Genomic DNA, 20,952 nt, shown 5'->3' on the forward strand with positions numbered 1-20,952 from the left:
CTGTTATCCCGCGACATCGATCATTACCAGCGCTTCATGGATGGTCTGCTCACCGAAGGTCTCGGGATCGAGCGCTACTTCACGTACGTCGTGGCGAAGGTCGTGAAGGAGCGCGGTGACGTGGTGCCGTCCTGGGGTTTCGAGTGCAGCCGAGTCAACGATTGACCAGCTTCTTCGGGAATGCGAGCGCCAGCGCGCAACCGAACAGGATGAACGCGGCGAACGCGTAGAGACCGGCGCTTTGCGTGTGGAACGTGTCGCGAAGATAGCCGATGAGATATGTGCTTCCGAAGCCACCCACGTTCGCTATCGAGCACGCGAAAGCAATCCCCCCGGCCGCCGCTGTGCCCCGAAGAAACGTCGAAGGAAGGGCCCATACCACGGGCATCGCTGCTGCCGCGCCTGCATTCACGAGCGAGAAGAGCAGGACCGTCATCGCCGTACTCGGTGTCATCGCCCCGGCGATCACCAGCGCAGCGGCAGCCACTGCGAATGGCACGACGATATGCCACCGCCGCTCGCGCGCCCGGTCCGAGCTCGAACCGCAAAGCAACGTGCCGACGACGGCGGCGGCGTTCGGAATGACCATCAGCCAGCCGATGTGATACGAGTCCGTGACGCCCGTGTCACGAAGAATGGTCGGCAACCAGAAGCTCACGGCGTACAGGCCGAGCAGCACACACAGATCGATGAGTCCAAGCGACCACACTTTACGGTTCGTGAAGGCTTCGCTCAGCTTGTGGCTCTTGTGGTCCGAGCCTTCTTCGGCGAGCTGCGCGCGCAGCATCTTCTTTTCATCGTCGGTCAGCCACTTCGCCGATTCGATGGTGTTTGGCAGCCAGCGCAGCACCGCGAGGCCCAGCAGGATGGAAGGCAGTGCTTCGAGCAGAAACAGCCATTGCCAGCCGCCGAGTCCATGTGTTCCGTCGAAGAAGCGCATGATCCAGCCGGAGATCGGGCTGCCGACCATGCTCGACATCGGCAGGCCGACCATGAACAGCGCCACGATCCGTGCACGCCGCGCATCCGGATACCACTGCGTGAGATAGAGCAACACGCCCGGCAGGAAGCCTGCTTCGGCCACACCCAGCAGGAATCGCACGATGTAGAACTGCATCGGCGTATGCACGAACATCGTCGCACCCGACAACAGACCCCAGGTGATCATGATGCGCGCAATCCAGAACTTCGCGCCCACGCGCTGGAGGATGAGATTGCTCGGGACTTCGAACAGCACGTAGCCCACGAAGAACAGGCCCGCGCCGAGTCCGTAGACGGCATCGCCGAACTTCAATGCGTCGAGCATCTGAAGCTTGGCCAGACCGATGTTCACGCGGTCCAGGTACGCCGCGAAATAGCACAGGCAGAACAGCGTGATGAGGCGAAACGTGACCTTTCGGTATAGCTCTTGATGTGTGTCTCTCGACGCGACGCTTACGCCAGATTGAACAGTTGACATGGGGCGACCCTGGTTAGGTGAAGGTTCCTTGACGAAAACATGTGTTTTGCGTCCGCAGGATTCTGTATAGCATGTCAAAATACAGCGTACACGCTAGAAAATACCCTAAGAGCCGTTTGCGGTGCGCGCGGCGGGAAGGGAGCCGCGAAACTACGTGTTACTGCTTCATATAGCAATTAGGTTCGCGATACTGGACATCGCCATTACGGGGGTAAAACCCCATGGATGAAAGCAAGTTTCGCACACATATTAAGCGTATGCGCTCAAATATGCACCGAGACGACAATCGCCGGCACCATCTTCGTGCAGGTGTCGTCGAGGTGGCGCAACACGTCCTGGTGGCCCTCTCGTCGGCCGCCGTCGATCATCCAGTCTTGCTTCGGAGTCGGTCCGTTAAAATGGAAGCCCTGCAAGCGCGTCGCCCCGCGCCTCACTCTTTTGAAACCGCCTCTCCGGATATGTCGCTTCCCAACGACGATTACGACTTTCATGACCAGATCGGTCACCTGTTGCGTCGTGCGTATCAGCGTCACGTCGCGATCTTTCAGGAGGCGATTCCCGATTCGCAACTGACCGCCGCGCAGTTCGTGGCGTTGTCCGCGGTCAAGGAGAGCAGGGGATGTTCGCTCAACGACATCGTCAAGACGACGGCGATCGACCAGGCGACGATCCGTGGCGTCGTAGATCGCCTCAAGGCGCGCGCGCTGGTGCAAGTCGTGCCGGACCCGACGGATGGCCGCAAGCTGGTGGTGAACGCCACGCCCCAGGGGGAAGCGCTGATCGACGCGACCGTGCCGTTCGCCGCGCAGGTCACGGAGCGCACCTACGGCAAGCTAAATCCGGGCGAGCGGGTGGCGCTGCAGTACTTGCTGCGCAAGATGCTCGAGCTCGACGAAAGCTGATCGCCGCCGACGGCTCGCTAAGAAGAAACGGTGCGAGCGTCCTCGTTCGACGCGTAGCGCCGCCCGGCTTCGTCCAGACCGGCGCGGATGGCGTCCGGCGTGTACGGCGGGGCGAAGAATCGCACGCCGGTTGCATCGAAGATGGCGTTGGCCAGCGCGGCAGGGCCGGGCACCGAAGCGGATTCGCCCGCACCCATCGGCGGTTCGCCTTGCCGGGGCATGAGCACCACGTCGATCGCGGGCACCTCGGCGAAGGTGAGTATCGGGTAGCTCGACCAGTCGCGCGCCGCGGTCTTGCCTTCGCTGAAACGCACGCGCTCTTTCAACGAACGGCTCAGCACCTGGATCACATTGCCGTGAATCTGGTGACGCACGCCATCCGGGTTGATCATCGTGCCCGTGTCCTGTCCGATCACGACGCGCTCGACTGTGATCTCGCCGCTCAACCTGTCGACCACGAGATCGACGATCCACGCAGCCCACGCCGCGCCGAAGCCGGGGAAGCGGCTATGCACATAGCGCGCGTAGGCGATGCCTCTTCCGCGCACGAGGCGGCCGTGCTTCTCGATACGCTTTGGCCGAGCCTGCCACCCGGCGCGCTGAGCGACGGCGCGCAGGAGGTCGATCGCCCGATCGTCCTTCAGATGCCGGAGGCGATACTCGAGCGGGTCGGTGCCCGTCAGCGCCGCGCACTCATCGGCAAACGCGTCGTGGGCGAAGGAATTGGGCAGCGCCGAGACGCCGCGCAGCCACGACGCACGCACGATCGACGCCAGATCCTCGCAGACGAAACGCCGGTTCGGCGACTCGTAGGGCGACACAGCCGTGCGGTCGCCCATTTCGAACACACCGGAAACGGCCGGCTGAACACCGCTCAGCAGCAGGGCGAGCAGCGGCGCATCGTTGGACGGATAGCGCGTCGAGAAGTCGTAGCCGACGAGTTCGCCGCCGTCCGTGACCGTGCCCGTGACCTGCATCACCTGCCCGGTGCCCTTGGGTTCCCAAAGGTGCTCGTCCTGACGCGTCAACTGGACCCGGACCGGATGCCCGGCCGCGCGTGAGAGCAGCAGCGCATCGCCGCAGACATCGTCCGCGCAGTTGCGGCCGTAGCATCCGGCCGCTTCCATGCGTTCGATGTCGAAGTCGGCTTCGCTGCGTCCGACGAGCTTCGCAAGGTCATGCCGCAACGAAACCGGATTCTGCGTGCCGGACCAGACCGTGATGCGTCCGTCGCCGGGCTCGCGATAATCCGCGACCGCGCACGATGGTCCGATGGACCCGTGCATCTGATAAGGCCACACGTAAGTGCGCGAAAGGGTCGTGGTGCCCGTCGCGTCGCGCACGCGTTCGACATCGCCTTCTTCGAGCAGAAGCCGGCGTGTCGCTGGCGCATTCGAGATGGCTTGCCCAATATCGTCCATCGACGTCAGGGCCGGCGTTTCGCGCCATTGCACCTTGAGTCTGCGCGCGGCGCGCGCGGCGAACTCCTCGCGCTCGGCCACGACACCCACGAAATCGCCGACGACGACCACCGCGCGAAGTCCGGGGATATCGGCGACGGAAGATTCATCGACCGAAATCAGGGACCGGCCGACGAACGGACCCGAGTCGATGCCGCTGTAAGGCGGCCGCACCACGCGGCCATGCAGCATGCCGGGCACGCGCACGTCGTGCACGAAGGTCAGCTCTCCGGTGGCTTTGGCAGGCATATCCACACGTCTCGACGAACGGCCGATGAGCCGATAGTCGGCCGGGTCTTTCGTCTTGACCTGCGTATCGAGTTCGGCCGTGATCTGCCGGTCTTTCACCAGCTCGCCGAAAGTACGGCCGCCGGTGGCATCGGCGTCTTTGAGGAACACACGCCCGTTCGCCGCCGTGAGGCGCTCGATGGCGGCGTCCATGCGTTGCGCGGCCAGGTCGAGGAGGGAGAGCCGTGCCTGCGCCGCCGCGCAGCGAAGCGGAACCGCCGATATCTGGATCGTGGCGCTGGCGATAGTCGGCCCCTGATTCGGCGTCGCGGCGGTCGAGCCGAGGATCATACGAACGCGTTCGGCGGGAACGTCGAGCTCTTCCGCCACGATTTGCGCGAGCGACGTGCGAATGCCCGTGCCCAGATCCACATGCCCGTTGAACGCGAGGATGCTTTCGTCGTCGAGAACGGCCACGAACACCTCGGGCACATCCGGCACGAAGGTCGAATGGCTTCCCGGCTGGCCCCGCGCGGGGGCGACCGGGCTAAGCGGCTGGCGAATGATGGCCAGGCGGCCGTTTCGGGCAAGCAGATCGGCGCGATTCACGTTCTTCCTCGTCATGCACTCGGGCATCTCTCGGCGCGTGAACCGCCGAAGCGGTCCGCGCCCGCTTCCTACACTACCGCGCTTCGGCTTCGGCTGCCGAGATCGCCGCGAGCGCGTCGGACAGCGGAAGTACGGTCGCGTATTTCTGCGCCATGTCGAAGAGACTCGCTTCGTGCGGCGCCAGCGCGCGATCGCCGACGCAGTCCGACAGCACGAACGGTCGGAAGCCGAACGACATGGCGTCGACGACGCTCGCGCGCACGCAGCCGCTCGTGACCGCGCCCGCCACCAGCAGCGTCTGGATGCCTTGCTGCGCGAGCCACGGCGTCAGTTGCGTGCCGAAGAATGCCGAGGGAACCGTCTTGCGAACCACCAGTTCGCCCTTTGCCGGAGTCAGTTCCGCGACGATGGCGCTGTTGGGATTGTCCTCGGTGAGCGTCGCCATGCCGGGGACTTTCAGCGAGAAGACGTTATCGTCGCTGCCGTCGGCCGCGTAGACGATGCGGCTGTGCGCGACGGGCCAGCCGTTCTCGCGCGCGGCCTTGAGCGCGTGCTTCGTGCGCTCGATCGCCTGCGGGATATTGCCGCCGCCGAAGACCGCGGGGTCGGCGAAGCCAACCACGAGATCCACGATCAGCAGCGCGACCCGGCCCTTGGGCGCCATCGGCGTGCCGAAGCCCTGTTGCCGGTAGACATGCGCTTCCGCATGCTGGGTGAGATCGTTCATGTCGTGCCTTCTATGCGTGGTTGGCGTCGAGCACGCGGCCATCCCGGACGACGACCTCGTTGTCGAGAGAGACGGTGCAATGGCGCAGCGGGATGTCGATATGGCAGGTCGTCGTGCGATCGCCGCCGCCTTCGTTGTTCGGTCCGAGCGAGAACAGGAAGTTGCCCTCGAACGCGCGCGCGTCCATGCCGATGGTGGCTTCGCGATCGTAGAGACCGAGCGTCGACCAGCGCGCGCGCGGCTGCAGCCCCCAGCCGATGTGCGAGATCGCATAGCCCTCGGGATCGTCGAAGGTTTCCATGTAGTCGCGCAAAAGCGCCGCATCCGTGCCGCCTTCGATGCGCACCGCATAGCCGCCTTCCACCGTAAGCGTGATCGGCTCGCTGACGTAGTGCTTTTGCGGCAGCAGAATATCGCCCCGGTCGATGACGATCTTGCCGTGCGCGGTCCTGTCGTTCGGAAACGTCAGCGCGAAGCCGCTCGGCCAGTGGTCCCAGCGGCCGGGTTCATCGACGAAACCGTATTCGGCGATGGCGGGAAAGTTGCCCATCGGGCAGGTGAAGTCCGTGCCCGCGTCGGAATGCACGTGCATCTGACGCGCCGCCTTGATGCGCTCGGTCGCGGCGAGCACGCGGGTGCGGTCCGCGAGCGTCGGCACGAGGCGCACGAGCACTTCGGGCGGCTCCACCGCGAGCAGGATCTTGGTCCCCGACTGCAGGATTTCGTGCTGCTCCGGCGAGAACAACAAGGTCATCAGGTCCAGCACGAGATCGCTGTTCTTGAGCGCGGCGATCGCCGCCTGATTGCCGGTGAGCGGCGTCGTGCCGAGATACGCGAGCGAATCGCGGCTGAAGCCTTTCTCGCCGTTGATGGGCGGCAGGTCCAACCGGTTCACGATCGCGCCCATCGACTGCGTTGCGATGAGCGCGCACGACAAGGTCTGAGGATGCGTGCCCGCGCTCGTCAGAATGGTGACCGTCTGCCCGCGTTCGAGCTTCGAGAGCGTGAGCACTTCCTTCCACGCTTCGATGAGTTGATAGTCGCTGATGGCCATCGTCATCTCCAAAGAATGTGCGGTGCGCTCACGCAGGCTTGTTCAGGGACACGGGCGCGCCGAGGAAATCGCCCAGCGCCGCATAGAAGCCGGCTTCGTTGTCCCACGGGATCATGTGGCCTGCATCCGGCACGCGCGTGTGCAGCATCGAAGGCGTGGCGCGTTGCAATTCGGCGACGTCTTCCGGCCGGACCACGTCGCCGCGCTCGGCGGTGATGAGAAGCGACGGCACGTTCAGGCGCGCTGCATCGGCGAAGAAGTCGTCTTCATGAAAGCCCTTGAACGACGCCAGCACGGCGCGTTCATCGCACGTATGCAGCCATTCCGCGCGCAACTGGCGCTGCTCGAAGGTCCACGTCGGACAGAACTGGCTCATGGCTTGCGCGTCCATGCCCTTGCGCGCGAGCGCCATCGAATCGACGTACCACGGCAACTGCGAAGGATAAGGACGGCGCCCCGGACCGGACGCGGGCGGATCGACCAGCACGACGCTCCTGAGCCCGCGCTCGATGCGTCCCGCCGCGCGCGCGGCGATGCGCGCGCCCATCGAGTGGCCGAGAAGACTGAAGGCGTCGAGGCCCAGCGCCTTGACGAACGCGACGACGTCGTCGGCTTGCGCGTCGAGACTGTAGTCGAGCGTGTCCGACGCCGACGAAAGCCCGCGCCCGCGCACATCCAGAATATAGGTATCGAAGCGGCTTCCGAGGACTTCGCCGACGAAGCCCCAGGTGATCGCCGGACTGGTGATGCCCGGAATCAGGACGATGGCCGGCCGCGTCGATTGCCCGCCCGCGCTGCTTGCGCCGGGTCCATAGCGCAGGTAATGCTGGCGAATGCCGTTGGCGAACACATTGCCGCCGTGAAGAAACGTGGATGACATGGTGTGGCTCCGCAAAAGTTGCCGGGCGGCTCAGTACGCGCCGGACAGCAGCGCGCCCGCGCCGGGAACGATGGGCTCCAGATCGAGATGGCGCAGCATCGCGTAGGTGGTGGCGATGGCGGCCGTGATGACGGGCTTGCCGGTCATCGCTTCGACCTTTGCAACCGCAGGCAGGGATGGCATCTGAACGCACGCCGAGAGCACGATGGCATCGGCGTCCTGATACTTCATCTTCGAGACGATGTCCGGCAGCCGCGACGGGTCATGACGCCCGACTTCGAGGTTGTCGGGAATCTCGAGCGCCCGCCAGTCGATGACTTCGTAGCCTTCGCTGCCGATGTAATCCACGACGAGTTCTGTCAGCGGCTTCATGTACGGGGCGACGACCACGATCCGCTTCGCGCCGATCACTTTCAATGCATCGACGAGTGCGCCTGCGCTGGTGAGCACGGGCGCGTGAGCACCGTTCTCGGTGGTGTGCTTCGTCAGGCGCTCCTGCGACACGCGGTGATAGCCGCGGCCCATCGCCATGATGGCGACGAGGCAGGCGTAACCGAGCACATCGACACGCGCATCCGACAGTTCGATCGCGCAGCGGTCCGATTCGGCGTCCATCGCGGCCAGTTCTTCCTTGACGACCTTTTTCATGCGCATGCGGCTCGAATGGAACGTGAAGCGCTCGGGCCGGATGGCTTCGCGCAGGCGCAGCATCGCGGGAATCTCGGTTTCCATTGTCGTGTTGGAACTCGGCACGATCTGGCCGATGCGATAGGTCTTGAACATGGATGCTCCTGGCCGGTGAGGGGAATTGCATTTAAGTCTAGCGTGTACGCTATAAAATGACAACCTGATAAAAGATCTTAGAGCATCGATTGGGTCGGTATTTTCCCTAGGTTTATGCGCTTAATACCGCCAATGAAGGGCGTTTCACGGTCTCCGCGATTTTTCCGCTTGTTTTCGTGATATTGAGTGTGTACGCTATAAATCACACCGTCACTCCGCTCGCTGGATGTCATCGCGTGACACCACGGGCACATATCGATCAGGAGATTTCCATGAGCAAAGCCCGCATTGCCGTCATCGGCGCTGGACTTGGCGGCGCGACCGCTGCCGCATTGCTGGAACGCAGCGGCTACGACGTCGTCTTGTACGAACAGGCGCAGGCATTCTCGCGGCTGGGCGCGGGCATCCACGTCGGGCCGAACATGATGAAGGTGATGCGCCGCATCGGCTGCGAGGACGCGCTCAACAAGATGGGATCGCACCCCGACTACTGGTACAGCCGGGATGGCAAGACGTCGGTAATCATGTCGCAGATTCCGCTAGGCGACTTTGCCGTGAAGAACTACGGCGCGAGCTATCTGACCGTGCATCGCGGCGACTTTCACGCGCTGCTGACGCAGGCGAGCAGCCCGGGCGTCGTGCGTTTCGGCAAGAAGCTGAGCTCGGTCGAAGATACCGGCAATGAAGTGCGGATGACCTTCGCCGATGGCTCCGTGGAGACGGCCGACATCGTGATCGGCGCAGATGGCGTCAATTCAAAGATTCGCGATCATCTGCTGGGCGCGGAGCCGCCCAAGTACACCGGCTGGGTCGCGCATCGCGCGGTGTTTCCGGCGTCGTTGCTGAATAACAAGCCGTATGACGCCTGCGTGAAGTGGTGGTCGGGCGACCGTCACATGATGGTCTACTACGTCACCGAGAAGCACGACGAGTATTACTACGTGACGGGCGTGCCGCAGAAGGAATGGCCGGCGGGCGTGCCATTCATGGAAAGCAGCCGCGAAGAAATGAAGGAAGCGTTCGCAGGTTGGCATCCCGACATCCAGCATCTGATCGATGTCTCGCCGTCCATCTCCAAGTGGCCGCTGCTCGAACGCGATCCGCTGCCGCTCTGGAGCCGTGGCCGCATGGTCCTGCTGGGCGATGCCTGCCATCCGATGAAGCCGCACATGGCGCAGGGCGCCGCGATGGCGATCGAAGATGCGGCCATGCTGACGCGCTGTCTCGATGAAGTCGGCGTGTCCGACTACACGAACGCGTTCGCGCTCTACGAAGCCAACCGGTCCACCCGCGCCTCGAAGGTCCAGCTCGTCTCGCACAACAACACCTGGCTGCGCACCAACGAGGATCCAGCCTGGTGCTTCGGCTACGACGTGTACGAGGTTCCGCTCGTCTCGCCGCAGAAGGACACGGCGCCCGTCGAGGCGTGAGTTTTATGACTGCCTCGCCTTCGGGGGCGAGGCAGGCTAGCATCGAATGTTTCCGGTGTGCGCTGCGTTTGGCGTTTGCCGCTTTCTTTTCGGGGTTCATGTCATGTCTCATCCACGCCCGGTCGATGGTCCCGTCACGCTTCGCGTGAACGGGCGCACGCGCACCGTCGAGTTCGTGGCGTCGGATGCTCCGTTGCTCACGGTCCTGCGCAACGATTTCGAGTTGAACGGACCGAAGTTCGGCTGCGGGCTCGGACAGTGCGGCGCGTGCACCGTGATCGTCGATGGCCACGCGACGCGCGCCTGCGTCGTGCCCGCCGTCGCCGCGACCGGCCGCGATATCGTGACGCTCGAAGGACTCGGGACGCCGGATAATGCGCACTTCATTCAGCGCGCGTTCATCGAGGAACAGGCGGCCCAGTGCGGCTACTGTCTCAACGGCATGATCATGAGCACCAGCGTGCTGCTCGAGCGCAATCCCGTTCCCAGCGACGACGAAATCCGCGACGCGTTGCGCTATAACCTGTGCCGATGCGGAACGCATATCGAAATCATGAACGCAGTGCGCCGGGCCGCTCGCTATCTTCAGCAGCAAGATGAACAGTAAAACGAGCGATAGCTTGGATATGGCGGATGTGCCGCCGCGCACCGGGACGACGGCCCCGGAGCCAACCACGCATCGGACGCACACCTATCGCTGGCCCGCCGGCCAGGAGGCCGGTCTCGCCTTGCTGGAAGTGAGCGTCGATGCGACACCGTGGGGCGTGCTGCGAAGCTATCGATACCGCGTGTCGCTGGACGAGTCCGCGGGCGCATCGGGAAAAGGTCTGTTCGCGCCGGACTGGCAACCCGCGTCCCCGCAAAGCACGCTGTACCGCCACGCGCACGCCTCGCTGACGTTCGACGGCCCGGCGCCCGCCGTTCCGGAGCACGCGCACGTGTTCGCGCGCGAGTCCTTCATGGACGAGACGGCGAGCGAGCTTGCCCTCGATCCCGTCGAATTGCGCCTGCGTCATCTCGACGGGAATGAGGATGCGGGCGCGCGGGAAGTCGTGCGGATGGTCACGGAACGCGCGGCGTGGGGACGCGAGACGCGTATCGACGCCGGTTCGCAGTGGCTCAGTGGCCGTGGTTTCGCGATGGACGGCGAGCGGGAAGGCGAGCCGAACTGGTCCGCGTGGGTCGTGGATATCGATGTGCATCGGCAGACCGGGGATGTCGCGATGCGCCGCGTCGTCGCCGGATACGGCGAAGGCTCCGCCAGCCTGCCGGTTTTGCATGGCGTGCGGCATACGCTCATCGAGAGCGCGGTGTCGCTGGCGCTCGGCCACGCGTCGAGCGCGCGACCCACGCATGACGAAGTTGCCGCGTCCGCGCCGATGTCGTTCGATATCGCGGCGGCCTTGAGTACGCGCGACACGCCGGATGGGTTGCCGACACCGGCCGAGCAGCGGGCTGCGTCGCCGGCGGTCGCCGCCATCGCGAACGCGATCTTCGATGCAACCGGCGTGCGTTTAAGACAACCGCCGTTCGATTCGCAGCGGCTTCAGGCGAAACTGGCTGGCGCGCAGCCTCCGCAGCCAATTCATCACGGCGCGGCCGCGCCGCGTCCCGGCCGCATCAAAAAGCTGCTCGCCGGAGGCGGCATCGCCGGATTCATCGGCGGCCTAGTCGGTCTTGCGTGCGCGATCATTCCGGGTCCGCGAGAGATTGCGCCTATCGCGCCGGGCAGCCTCGGTGCGTCGACATGGAGCGCGGCGACGCTCGAACGAGGCCGGCAGATCGCCTTGGCCGGCGACTGCGCGGTCTGTCATACGGCGCCCGGTGGACAGAAGAATGCCGGCGGTTTTGCGCTCGAAACGCCGTTCGGCACCATCTACTCCACCAACATCACGCCGGACCCGGAGACGGGCATCGGCCTCTGGTCGTATGCGGCGTTCGAGCGCGCCATGCGCAAGGGTATCGCGCGGGACGGCGCACATCTCTATCCCGCTTTCCCCTATACGGCTTTCGCAAAGATGAGCGAGCCCGACATGCTGGCGCTCTACGCGTATCTGATATCGCAGCCACCGGTGAAGCACGCACCGCCGAAGACGAGTCTGCCGTTTCCGATGAACCTGCGCCCAACGGTCGCCGGATGGAACTGGCTGTTTCATGACGACAGCGAGTTCAAGCCCGATGCATCGAAATCGGCGATGTGGAATCGCGGCAAATATCTTGTCGATGGTGCGGCGCATTGCGGCGCGTGTCACACGCCGCGCAACCGGTTGGGCGCGGAGAAGGGCGGTCTGGCATATCTGGCCGGCGGCGAGGCGGAAGGCTGGGATGCGCCGGCTTTGGTCGGCCATCGCGGACCCGTTCCCTGGACTGAGAAGGCGCTGTTCGACTACCTTCGCACGGGGTTTTCGAGAGAGCATGGCGTGGCAGCGGGTCCGATGGGTCCCGTTGTGACCGGGCTGTCCGAACTTCCGGAGTCCGATGTAAAAGCGATCGCTCACTACATCACGTCCTTGTCACCGAAGGTCGACGAGGCGGCTGCCGCCAGCGCGGCCCAAAAGCAGTCGGATGGCGCCGATGTGGTCAGCGTCATGGGCCTGGAGCGCGGGCGGCAGACCTTCGAGACGGCATGCGCAGTCTGCCACGCGGCATCGGGCGGGGTCGGACATCTGGGCGTGAGACCGCTCATGGGCCTCAACACCAGCGTGGCGCAGAACCGGCCCGACAACCTGCTGCATGTTCTTCACAACGGCATCGACAGTCCGGCCACGGCCGAGCTCGGGTATATGCCCGGCTTCGGTGATGTCTATGACGACAGGCAGATGGCGGAACTCGCGGCCTACATCCGGGCGCGATATGCGCCTGACCAGCCGGCGTGGACCGACCTCGAACAGGCCTCCGCTCAAGTCAGGCACGCAGCGCACTGAGTCGGAGACGGGAATGCTCGCGATTCTTGAGGGTTCGTTGCAAACCGCCGACTTCGCAGTGATCGATACCGATCGATATCGCGCCAGCGAGCTGACCGCAACTCGAACAGGTTCCCCTTTACCTTTACATAAAGGAATTTAACGCTTATTAATTCGCATTACTAACGTAACATCAGCTTGAGCACGGACGCATCTGCCTATGGTGCTTGGTTCGTCACTGGTACATGAGCTTTCGCAGTCGAGGAAACTACACATCGCGTCGCTGGTTGTAAGGTCATCCAGCCGAGCTACGTTTAGATCTCGTTATTCGGGCGCGCTCAGCGCCGAGCGCACCACGCGTGCAAGCTCGTCAAGCTGAAACGGCTTGCGCAGTGCCGTGAAACGCTTATCAATGATTGTCGAAATATCGACGTCTGCGTAGCCTGTGGCCAGAATTACCGGCAAATTCTCGCGCAATTCGTGGGCCTTCTCTATGACCTGCAATCCATTCAAACCCGGCATGGCATAGTCGACCATCAGGAGGTCGGGGTCGTCGACGCGAAGGCGCTCGAGACCGCTAACGCCGTCACGAGCTTGAGAAACGGTATAGCCGAAAGCCTGCAGGCATTCGACAAGCATGCTTCGGACGTCCTCGTCGTCCTCGATTACAAGGATGTGGCGCCCCTCCACCGCGCGGTTCTCCAAGTTTGAACCGGCGACAATTTCGGGCGCTTCCTTCGCTACGAGCGGCAACCACAATTCGACGGTTGTGCCTTTTCCCAGCTCGCTTTCAACGCGCGCAATACCGCCTGCCTGCCGGGCGATTCCGTAGACCTGGCTGAGTCCAAGTCCAGTACCCTTGCCGACCGGCTTCGTCGTAAAGAATGGGTCGAACACGCGAGAGACGATGCCTGGCTCGATGCCCGTGCCCGAATCGCTCACGCTGATTACAACGTAGCGTCCGGCGGCAAGTGCCTCGTCCGGCGCAGGGCGCTCGCCTGCGTGGATGGAAAGGCGGCCACCGCCCGGCATGGCGTCACGCGCGTTAATGGCGAGGTTGAGCACGGCGAGTTCCAGCTGATTGGCGTCCGCCCGTGTCCAGAGATCTTCCGCATCTGCATGAGTGTAGAACGCGATGGCCGGTCCGAGTGAGATCGAGATGATGTCACGCATGCCCTGGAGCAGCGAAGTAACGTTCACGGCCTTCAGATCGAGATTGCTCGTGCGTGAGAATGTGAGCAGTTGGGCGGTGAGCTTGCCTCCGCGCTCAGTGGCGCGTTTGATCGTCGCGGCCATCTTGCGCACCCGCTCATCATCACTCACGCGGGCAAGCAACTCGGCGTTGGCCATGATGACATTCAGCAGATTGTTGAAATCGTGCGCAATGCCTCCGGTCAGTTGGCCCAGCGCTTCCATCTTTTGGAACTGCACAAGCACGGCCTGCACCTTGGCGCGCTCATGGATCTCTTTCATGAGCCGATCATTCGCCGATGCGAGCTCACGGGTGCGTTCGCTGATACGACTTTCGAGCGATTCATTTAGGTGCTCGAGCGCTTCTTGCGCTTTCACGCGTTCGATCAGATGCTGCTCGGATTCCGCCAGATGCTTGCGCGACTCATACTGTCGGACGCGGGCGCGAAGGGACGATGTCACCGCACGACGCAGAGTCTCGGAATTCAAGGGCCGCTCGAGAACCAGGACGTTCCCAAGCCGTTCGAGCAGGTGGAGGCTTGAAGCGGAACGGCGCTCGGCGACACGCCCGGAGAGCAGGATTATGGGGAGATCGGACCAAGCAGCTTGATGTTCGAGCCACTCCCCGAGCGCCCCGGCGCTATCGTTCTGAACGGATTCTTCCGTAATAATCGCAACGCCCGCGCCCCTTTCAAGTTCGTTCAACAGGCATTCCAAATCCGAACACGCAAGGCAGCTTCGGCCGTCGCTCGCGAGAACGTCGGCGATGACATCGGCGTCGCGGCCGAAGGGCGCCATGATGAGAACGCGAAATTCCATGGCGCTAGTCGGCGGACGGATTGTGCTTGCCTTTCGAAGGGGGCAGCATCGCCGTCTCCCCCTGGTATTTGGGTAGCCCACCCAAAATGCCTTCAAAGTCGCGCAACGCTTCGCCGACGATTAGGCCGTTGCCGCCAAGCTGGAACTGGCGGATCGAGCGCTCGTGTCCACTCGTGCGACTCTTGACGGCGGTGACCGCGGTGAGCACTTCACCCCGACGCTCGAAGTAGCGGAACAGCACGACCACATCGCTGAGATAGCTAATATCAATGTCGCTCTGAATCTCGCCGATGACGCCATGCTGTCCCAGAACAAGCATGGTGATCACGCCGCGCTGGTTGAGATAGGTGAGTAACTCATGCATCTGCAACAGTAGATAGCGTTCTCCAGGCATGGCTTGCAAGAACGCGTTAAGACTATCAATGGCGACAAAGCGCGCGTTGTTCTGCTCAACGCTGCGACGTACGTCACTGGCGAATTCGCCCGGCGAGATCTCGGCAGGATCGACCTGGCGCAGAGTCAATAACCCACTTTCAAGGTGTCGTCTGAGATCGATGCCGAGACTGGTCGACCGCCTCAGCAGCGTGGTTCGCGTCTCGTCAAAGAGATAGTAGACGCACGGCGTCCCGCGCTCTAGCGCAGCCAAAAGACACGAGGCGACCGTGGTAGTCTTACCGACGCCCGACGGGCCGACGAACAGCGTGTTAGTACCTGGAACAAGCCCGCCGCCGAGGAGCGCATCGAGCGCTTGTGTTCCCGTACTCAGTGCATGCGCCGAATAGTCACTGTGATGCTCTGCGGCGACGAGGCGAGGATAGACCTTGATGCCGCCCGTTTCGAGCGTCATGTCATGGTAACCCTCGCGGAACTTGATGCCACGCATCTTGGCAATGCGCAGCCGCCGGCGTTCGCCACCATAGTCGTGTACCAGATTGTCAAGGCTGATCACGCCATGCGCGATGCTATGCAACTGGAGATCGCCGGGTTCCGAGGTGTTGTCGTCAAGCAGCATCACCGTGCAGGCACGGGTTGCGAAATAGCGCTTCAAGGCGAGGATCTGACGTCGATATCTCAGCGGGTTCTGCGACAACATTCGGAGTTCGGACAGGCTGTCAAAGACGAGTCGGACCGGCTTCAAATCATCGACCCGCGCGATGACGTCACGGACGGTTTCGCCCAATTCGACTTCCGCGGGATGTAGGATCGTTTGTTCGTAACGAGGATCGAGACCCTCATCCGTGAGCAATTCGATGATCGTGATGTGGGCGGTGTCCCAGCCGTGGCTTTCAGCGACGGCCACGAGTTCGGCCTTTGTCTCCGATAACGTCACGTACAAGCCTGGCTCTCCGACTTCAGCACCCTTGAGTAAGAACTGCATGGCCAAAGTCGTTTTGCCTGCACCCGGGGCGCCTTCAAGAAGATACATGCGATGCGGCGTCAACCCGCCGCCCAGGATATCGTCCAAGCCGTCGACGCCCGTTGAGATACGGCCCGGATCTGGCTGATCGATCGTCGCTAACATACGTTTGAAGTGTGGTGTCTGTTCCGTCGGCCGCTAGGGCATGCAAAAAGTGGGCCACGTTTTCGTCAGGTGCGCGAGTATCTCTGCGACCCCCGGTTGCGGTATGCGCTTCTCGCGGCAACCCCGCCACGGGCACTGCCAGCACAGGTAAGGGCATGGGCACCGGCACGGCTGGTCGATGATGTCCTTGATACCGTGGGGGCAAGCAGGGCGGAATTTCTCGTTTCGACGCCGTGGCGCCGGGCTTGGCGCCGCCTCATGCGACTGGGCCTTCCAGCGTCGTGATACGAGCGGAGATTCCGGTCCTGCGCGCCGACTGCGCCGCATCCCATTTACGGCAAGCTGGCCGGCTACGACGTAAAGTCGCCGCCGGTCTTGCCCTTGCCGCTCCAGCTACGATGGCACTGACATCACTGAATCGGTGGCACGGCGCCGACCTTTTCCGCCAGCATGCGCTCATATACCCCAAAGTGCAGGTCGACCTCCTCCTGCGCCACGATCCGGACGAAAATATTGACCTGATCAGGCACAAGGCCCATCACCGTTGCGAGAGCGGCCTCCAGTTGCGGGGCGCAGATTCGATCCTCCGCTACAGTAGAGCCTACCGTTATGTCGTAGGTCTTCTCTTGCCGGAAGACGATGTCGACAACGCGCGCCCGCGCACTCATATTGTTGTCGACCGCGGTCCGCGTCACTTCAGCGAGTTGGTGCATGGCTTCGGTCGGGAAGCCTTTGGCCGAGCGCAGCCGGATGCGGTGCTTGCCAAGTGTGCGCCAATCAGTATCGAATTCCACGATGTCCTCCGAATCGATCTATTTGCGCGGGACGATATGGGCAAAGCGACGATTTTCAAGCCTAAGTTGGACCGGAAGAACGAGCACCAGCGGTCAGGCGATGCCATGAGCGACGACATCGATCCCCGGAACGGGACCATGGCGCTGTAAATCCGTCACGACGGCGTCGACGCCCGTCGCCGAGGAGCATCGCAGCCGTGGGTTCACGCCTTCATTGGCGGTCGTTCGTCTTCGCGGACATACGACGAGAGTCGCGGTGTCACGCGCGGCGACGCTGCTGCGCCCCGTCAGTCCACCGCGGCGACTTGAAATTTTTGGAGAGTTTTAGTACGTTATTTTTAGCTCAGGCAGTGTGTCCGCCGCCCGATCGGTCGCACGCTGCGTGTTTCTATTTGTTTGCTGGCAGCATCGCAGGCGAACTGGAGCGCGCGAGCCCGTTCTCTTCCTTGCTGCGTCGAAGGAGAAGACGATGAGCAAGCTTTTTTTTTAACCTCGGCTTCGCTTGGTCTGGTCGAGCATTTCCAACGCAAGAGCCACGTGCTTTCCAGCCTATTCTGGATCATCGTGCTGCGCGTCCGTCGCATGCGTCAGGGCGTTTCCACGCCTCGAGACTCCGCCAGTTTTCCCCTCCCGTCGGAGCGGAGTAGCGCAACGCCGTTGTGCGTGCAGGCAATTGTGCGATGCGCGCCCACCGTGCGCATGCATGACTTTCAGGTGCCGCGATAACGCCCGCCGCCAACACGCTTCGAATTGAAGAGAGGGATGGATAAGGAATTTGCCCCAATGGGCCTGCAAGAATATGAGGCTTGGGCTATGAACGCACGACAGGTATTACTCGCGGCTGCGGCTGCGTTAACCATGTTCTGGACAGACGACGTACCTTCAACAAGCTCGCCGCCGCGGACCTTGCCCCTGCAGGGCGATATTTGGATTACGGGGACGATCCAGCGAGGCAGCGACCGGTACGCGCCGGGCGACTATACAACGATCCTCCTGGACCGCCCGGCGACCTCGCCCTGCAGCGACAGAGTGGTCACCGATATTCTGCTAGGCGTAAGCGGCACGCCAGGTGCGACACTACTGCTTCCCTACCTCGACCAGCGGGTGGTCGCCAGGGGTCGCGTGACGTGTCCCAGTTCAGGCATTCAGTTTTCACCGCAGCCGGACGTTGTGTTTCCGGTCTGGTAAGAATCCGTCCGGTGCGCTGATGGGGCAGTCGGTTGCTCGGTCTTGCAGCGATCTCATACGCTTACCCGCCGGAAGACTTCCTCAATAGCCGCGCGCGGACGCTCATTTTGCTGCCGACCGCCAGTCGGATGACTTTGACCACCGTACGCATCGCCTCGGAGGGGAAACCTTATTGGCGCGGGACAGAATTCGGTCGGCTCAAGCTCATCCATTCGTATTCGAATCCATGGTGTCGTCGCATGGTTTGTCAGGAGCGGCGTGATAACACGGCTGCAGCCGCTGCTTTACATGAACAAAACATCACCGCTCGCCCCCTTGAAATTCCTGTTCTGCAACCTATCTTAGATTTCGCTCAGGCAGTCGCGCCAGCAGTCCGGCGCGCTGCGTGTTTCGATTTGTTTGCCCGCGGCACGGCAGACGAACTGGAGCGCGTAAGCCGGTTCGTCTTCCTGCTGGTTCAAAGGAGGAAATGACCATGAGCGAACTCAACTTCGGGACCGACCTCTTTAGCGAGTTCGACCGTCTGCAACGGCAGATGGCAGGCCTCTTCGGCGGTATCCCGTCCAGCATCCGTTCCGGGCCCTTTGGCGCCTTCCCGCAGATCAACATCGGCTCGACCGACGACTCGATCGAGATCGTCGCGTTCGCGCCGGGTGTCGACCCGCAGAAACTCGACGTATCCATTGACAAGGGGCTGCTGACCATCAGCGGCGAGCGCGAGCCTTCTCAGCCGGAAGCGACTGGCGAGGACATGCGCACCTACGCGCAGGAGCGCTTCGTCGGTGCCTTCCGGCGCGTTATTGAACTCCCACAGCACGCTGACCCCGACAAGGTCTCGGCGCAATACACCAATGGCTGCCTGACCGTGAGCATCGGCAAGCGGGAGACGTCCAAGCCCCGGGCCATCACGGTGCAATGAAATTTTTGGCGGATTGAGGAGAACATCATGAACGACACAACCGAGCTTGCAAATAAGGATGAAGCGGAAGTGGCGAGGCGTGAAGGCGACCAGTCGCAACGTCGCATCACGCTAACGCCGCCCGTGGACATCTTCGAGAACAGCCAGGGCGTGACCCTGTGGGCCGATTTGCCCGGCGTGACAAAGGACCGACTCGATGTAAAAGTACACGATGGCAGCCTGTACATCGAGGCCGAGGCGGTGGTACCCACGCCGGCAGGGCTACGCCTGCAGCATGCGGAGATTCGTCGGCCCCACTTCGCGCGGGCGTTCTCTCTTGGGGCTGACTTGGATGCGTCGAAAATCGATGCGAACCTCAAAGATGGCGTGTTGAAGTTGACAATACCACGCCGCGACGAAGCCCGGCCGCGCCGGATCGAAGTCCGGATGGACTGAGCCAGCGGGCCGGCAGCAACGGTGGGGGAGGACACCGGGTGGTGGCCGTCTGGCTGCCACCTGTCGACTGCCTGGGCTCCGGTGCGGGTCGTTATACACGAGTGCTGGCATTGGAGAAAGACTAAGCCAGCGAACAGCCGGGACCCGTGCGCAAGCAATTTCCTCCAAGAGACATTGTTGCGCTGGGGCGGAATGTTGGTCTGCCAAGCCATAGAGGAGAATACGATGAGCAGCGATCCGAAGAAATGGAGTCCCTTCAAGTTCCTTCGCGGTTCAGCCCGCGAGTCCGATGTGGACGAGCGCTCAGAAACGCCTTTGGCAAATGAACAGGGACGGGCTTCGTGGCCTGACATTCCGCGACTGTTTTCAAGCGAAGCGTGGCGTGCAATGGAAGAGTTCTTTCATGACCCACTTGCGGGTCGGGGCGCGCTCGAACGATGGTTTGGCGACTTCAGTTCGTCACGCTTCCAGCCGCGCATCGACGTGGTCGATGAGGGGAAGGTGCTGCGCGTAACAGCCGAATTGCCTGGCATGGCGCGCGAAGATCTGAATGTGAGCGTCGAGGACGGGGCGATCGTGCTGCGTGGCGAGAAAAAGCAGGACGTGCGCACCGAAGAGAACGGCTGCTACCGGCTGGAGCGCGCCCATGGAACGTTCGTGCGCATGATCCCGATGCCGGATTACGCTGACCCAGATCACGCGCTGGCGAAATTTGACAACGGCGTGCTCACGTTGACGGTACCGAAATTAGAGCCAACGCGCGCCGCGAGCCGCACGATTGATATCGGCTAGAGCATCGAGGGGATCGGGTCGTTAGCTCAGCTGGTAGAGCAGCGGACTTTTAATCCGTTGGTCACTGGTTCGAATCCAGTACGGCCCATCGGAGTAGTAAAGCATAGCTGAAAGGAGCGTGTCTCGCCGCGCCTCGGATCGTCGGCTCAAGCATCTCTCCGATAGCGGCTCATTCAATCGAAACCAGTTGGACCCAAACAAAACATCAGATCAGTTCTGCCCGGATAGGACAGCTGCTTCCGGGTGGTGGAGTCATCCGATGCTTGACGTACTTCAGGAAACATGGGGCGATTATACAGTCGGCATTCTGACGTTCCCAGTTTTTGAGCTTCAAACGTGGACGTCCTCGCCCCACGGTTACGTCGCAGTCGTGCGCATCGACAGGGGCGGCGACGTACTCGCTGACTGGCACCTGCCGCGATCCTCCCGACCGTCCGAGAGTGCACCCGAGGCTCAACGTAACGCCTTGGAATATGCGATCACCCTCGTCGGGCGCGGCGTTTTCGACGAAACTTCGGGAAAGGCATGACGACCCTTGCTGCGCGACGACGTGTCGCTGAGCATCGCTCGCTCACGCAGTCGCTTGCGCCGCTGCATCCGGCCTTGGTTAAATGAAGCCGGTTTGCAGTGCTGCATGACGTGCCGCCCGAGCCCGTTGACGGCCCTTTGAGTCGGCTGCGGAAGTAAGGGCGGGGCCGAAAACCCGACCGTGCCGAGATGTTGGTCAAAGTGACATAAAGCGAATTAGTGCCAGTACAAGAGCTATGCTGCCTAACGGTCGGGGGTCGGACTGAGAGAAGGCTCGCGAAGCGCGCGTTCGCGGACTTCGTCCAGGCTGCGTGACCCGCAAGGTAGGC

General features: G+C 62.4%; 18 protein-coding genes, 1 tRNA gene and 1 pseudogene. 11 read left to right on the plus strand and 9 right to left on the minus strand.

Features of this window, described 5'->3' with window-relative positions:
• Window positions 1-165: pseudogene (locus PQR08_RS29125) on the plus strand (Lrp/AsnC family transcriptional regulator); the annotation flags it as partial.
• Here the strand turns inward: PQR08_RS29125 and PQR08_RS29130 are convergent.
• Entirely contained in the window at window positions 155-1,459 is a 1,305-nt protein-coding gene (locus tag PQR08_RS29130) for an MFS transporter (protein ID WP_408163167.1), read from the minus strand. The pseudogene PQR08_RS29125 and the gene PQR08_RS29130 overlap by 11 nt on opposite strands.
• A 458-nt stretch (window positions 1,460-1,917) precedes the next feature.
• Between PQR08_RS29130 and PQR08_RS29135 the strand changes: the two genes are divergently transcribed.
• Window positions 1,918-2,361 carry a MarR family winged helix-turn-helix transcriptional regulator gene (locus PQR08_RS29135; RefSeq protein WP_162069141.1) on the plus strand — a complete coding sequence of 148 codons (444 nt, stop codon included), beginning with the start codon at window positions 1,918-1,920 and terminating at the stop codon, window positions 2,359-2,361.
• 17 nt (window positions 2,362-2,378) lie between these two features.
• On the opposite strand, the gene PQR08_RS29140 is transcribed toward PQR08_RS29135, so the two are convergent.
• The 5 genes from PQR08_RS29140 to PQR08_RS29160 all read right to left on the minus strand — a co-directional run bounded on the left by PQR08_RS29140 (window position 2,379) and on the right by PQR08_RS29160 (window position 8,102).
• Window positions 2,379-4,658 carry a xanthine dehydrogenase family protein molybdopterin-binding subunit gene (locus PQR08_RS29140; protein WP_408163216.1) on the minus strand — a complete coding sequence of 760 codons (2,280 nt, stop codon included), beginning with the start codon at window positions 4,656-4,658 and terminating at the stop codon, window positions 2,379-2,381.
• 73 nt (window positions 4,659-4,731) lie between these two features.
• Window positions 4,732-5,385: an isochorismatase family protein gene (locus PQR08_RS29145; protein ID WP_162068533.1), complete on the minus strand. Its 654-nt coding sequence runs from the start codon at window positions 5,383-5,385 to the stop codon at window positions 4,732-4,734.
• Between the two features lie 10 nt (window positions 5,386-5,395).
• Window positions 5,396-6,439 (minus strand): 2,5-dihydroxypyridine 5,6-dioxygenase NicX family protein, encoded by a 1,044-nt coding sequence (locus PQR08_RS29150; protein WP_408163169.1) that lies wholly within the window; start codon window positions 6,437-6,439, stop codon window positions 5,396-5,398.
• Between the two features lie 28 nt (window positions 6,440-6,467).
• Complete coding sequence (locus PQR08_RS29155) at window positions 6,468-7,319, minus strand: alpha/beta fold hydrolase (protein WP_408163171.1); 852 nt, start codon at window positions 7,317-7,319, stop codon at window positions 6,468-6,470.
• A 30-nt stretch (window positions 7,320-7,349) separates the two neighbouring features.
• Window positions 7,350-8,102, minus strand: a complete 753-nt coding sequence (locus PQR08_RS29160) for a maleate cis-trans isomerase family protein (protein ID WP_061176329.1) — start codon at window positions 8,100-8,102, stop codon at window positions 7,350-7,352.
• A gap of 272 nt (window positions 8,103-8,374) precedes the next feature.
• On the opposite strand from PQR08_RS29160, the gene PQR08_RS29165 reads away from it, so the two are divergent.
• From PQR08_RS29165 to PQR08_RS29175, 3 genes are all read left to right on the plus strand, one after another.
• Window positions 8,375-9,532, plus strand: a complete 1,158-nt coding sequence (locus PQR08_RS29165) for an FAD-dependent monooxygenase (RefSeq protein WP_408163173.1) — start codon at window positions 8,375-8,377, stop codon at window positions 9,530-9,532.
• A 103-nt stretch (window positions 9,533-9,635) separates the two neighbouring features.
• Window positions 9,636-10,139, plus strand: coding sequence for a (2Fe-2S)-binding protein (locus PQR08_RS29170; RefSeq protein WP_408163175.1), 504 nt, complete (start codon window positions 9,636-9,638; stop codon window positions 10,137-10,139).
• Window positions 10,140-10,158: 19 nt separating this feature from the next.
• On the plus strand, window positions 10,159-12,456 hold the full coding sequence (locus PQR08_RS29175) for a c-type cytochrome (RefSeq protein ID WP_408163218.1): 2,298 nt from the start codon (window positions 10,159-10,161) through the stop codon (window positions 12,454-12,456).
• Between the two features lie 303 nt (window positions 12,457-12,759).
• Here PQR08_RS29175 and PQR08_RS29180 read toward each other — a convergent pair whose 3' ends face one another.
• The 3 genes from PQR08_RS29180 to PQR08_RS29190 all read right to left on the minus strand — a co-directional run bounded on the left by PQR08_RS29180 (window position 12,760) and on the right by PQR08_RS29190 (window position 16,761).
• A complete protein-coding gene (locus tag PQR08_RS29180; protein ID WP_408163177.1) occupies window positions 12,760-14,445 on the minus strand; it encodes an ATP-binding protein in 1,686 nt (561 codons plus the stop codon).
• A gap of 4 nt (window positions 14,446-14,449) precedes the next feature.
• Window positions 14,450-15,967, minus strand: a complete 1,518-nt coding sequence (locus PQR08_RS29185; protein ID WP_408163179.1) for an ATPase domain-containing protein — start codon at window positions 15,965-15,967, stop codon at window positions 14,450-14,452.
• Window positions 15,968-16,377: 410 nt separating this feature from the next.
• A complete protein-coding gene (locus PQR08_RS29190) occupies window positions 16,378-16,761 on the minus strand; it encodes a hypothetical protein (RefSeq protein ID WP_408163181.1) in 384 nt (127 codons plus the stop codon).
• A gap of 1,220 nt (window positions 16,762-17,981) precedes the next feature.
• Here PQR08_RS29190 and PQR08_RS29195 point away from each other — a divergent pair.
• The 6 genes from PQR08_RS29195 to PQR08_RS29220 all read left to right on the plus strand — a co-directional run bounded on the left by PQR08_RS29195 (window position 17,982) and on the right by PQR08_RS29220 (window position 20,624).
• Window positions 17,982-18,422 carry a hypothetical protein gene (locus PQR08_RS29195; RefSeq protein ID WP_408163183.1) on the plus strand — a complete coding sequence of 147 codons (441 nt, stop codon included), beginning with the start codon at window positions 17,982-17,984 and terminating at the stop codon, window positions 18,420-18,422.
• Between the two features lie 2 nt (window positions 18,423-18,424).
• On the plus strand, window positions 18,425-18,868 hold the full coding sequence (locus tag PQR08_RS29200; protein ID WP_408163185.1) for an Hsp20/alpha crystallin family protein: 444 nt from the start codon (window positions 18,425-18,427) through the stop codon (window positions 18,866-18,868).
• Window positions 18,869-18,895: 27 nt separating this feature from the next.
• Complete coding sequence (locus PQR08_RS29205) at window positions 18,896-19,303, plus strand: Hsp20/alpha crystallin family protein (RefSeq protein WP_408163186.1); 408 nt, start codon at window positions 18,896-18,898, stop codon at window positions 19,301-19,303.
• A 225-nt stretch (window positions 19,304-19,528) separates the two neighbouring features.
• On the plus strand, window positions 19,529-20,095 hold the full coding sequence (locus PQR08_RS29210) for an Hsp20/alpha crystallin family protein (RefSeq protein WP_408163188.1): 567 nt from the start codon (window positions 19,529-19,531) through the stop codon (window positions 20,093-20,095).
• A gap of 15 nt (window positions 20,096-20,110) precedes the next feature.
• A tRNA-Lys gene (locus tag PQR08_RS29215) sits at window positions 20,111-20,183 on the plus strand.
• Window positions 20,184-20,354: 171 nt separating this feature from the next.
• On the plus strand, window positions 20,355-20,624 hold the full coding sequence (locus PQR08_RS29220; protein WP_408163190.1) for a hypothetical protein: 270 nt from the start codon (window positions 20,355-20,357) through the stop codon (window positions 20,622-20,624).
• Window positions 20,625-20,952: the final 328 nt, after the last annotated feature.

Origin of the sequence: Caballeronia jiangsuensis (assembly GCF_046030135.1) — a bacterium.
GTDB classification, from domain to species: Bacteria; Pseudomonadota; Gammaproteobacteria; order Burkholderiales; family Burkholderiaceae; genus Caballeronia; species Caballeronia jiangsuensis.

Coding starts and splice junctions, on each gene's coding strand:
- PQR08_RS29130 (WP_408163167.1), bottom strand. CDS start 1,459: ATGTCAACTGTTCAATCTGGCGTAAGCGTCGCGTCGAGAGACACACAT.
- PQR08_RS29135 (WP_162069141.1), top strand. CDS start 1,918: ATGTCGCTTCCCAACGACGATTACGACTTTCATGACCAGATCGGTCAC.
- PQR08_RS29145 (WP_162068533.1), bottom strand. CDS start 5,385: ATGAACGATCTCACCCAGCATGCGGAAGCGCATGTCTACCGGCAACAG.
- PQR08_RS29150 (WP_408163169.1), bottom strand. CDS start 6,439: ATGGCCATCAGCGACTATCAACTCATCGAAGCGTGGAAGGAAGTGCTC.
- PQR08_RS29155 (WP_408163171.1), bottom strand. CDS start 7,319: ATGTCATCCACGTTTCTTCACGGCGGCAATGTGTTCGCCAACGGCATT.
- PQR08_RS29160 (WP_061176329.1), bottom strand. CDS start 8,102: ATGTTCAAGACCTATCGCATCGGCCAGATCGTGCCGAGTTCCAACACG.
- PQR08_RS29165 (WP_408163173.1), top strand. CDS start 8,375: ATGAGCAAAGCCCGCATTGCCGTCATCGGCGCTGGACTTGGCGGCGCG.
- PQR08_RS29170 (WP_408163175.1), top strand. CDS start 9,636: ATGTCTCATCCACGCCCGGTCGATGGTCCCGTCACGCTTCGCGTGAAC.
- PQR08_RS29175 (WP_408163218.1), top strand. CDS start 10,159: ATGGCGGATGTGCCGCCGCGCACCGGGACGACGGCCCCGGAGCCAACC.
- PQR08_RS29180 (WP_408163177.1), bottom strand. CDS start 14,445: ATGGAATTTCGCGTTCTCATCATGGCGCCCTTCGGCCGCGACGCCGAT.
- PQR08_RS29185 (WP_408163179.1), bottom strand. CDS start 15,967: ATGTTAGCGACGATCGATCAGCCAGATCCGGGCCGTATCTCAACGGGC.
- PQR08_RS29200 (WP_408163185.1), top strand. CDS start 18,425: ATGAGCGAACTCAACTTCGGGACCGACCTCTTTAGCGAGTTCGACCGT.
- PQR08_RS29205 (WP_408163186.1), top strand. CDS start 18,896: ATGAACGACACAACCGAGCTTGCAAATAAGGATGAAGCGGAAGTGGCG.
- PQR08_RS29210 (WP_408163188.1), top strand. CDS start 19,529: ATGAGCAGCGATCCGAAGAAATGGAGTCCCTTCAAGTTCCTTCGCGGT.
- PQR08_RS29220 (WP_408163190.1), top strand. CDS start 20,355: ATGCTTGACGTACTTCAGGAAACATGGGGCGATTATACAGTCGGCATT.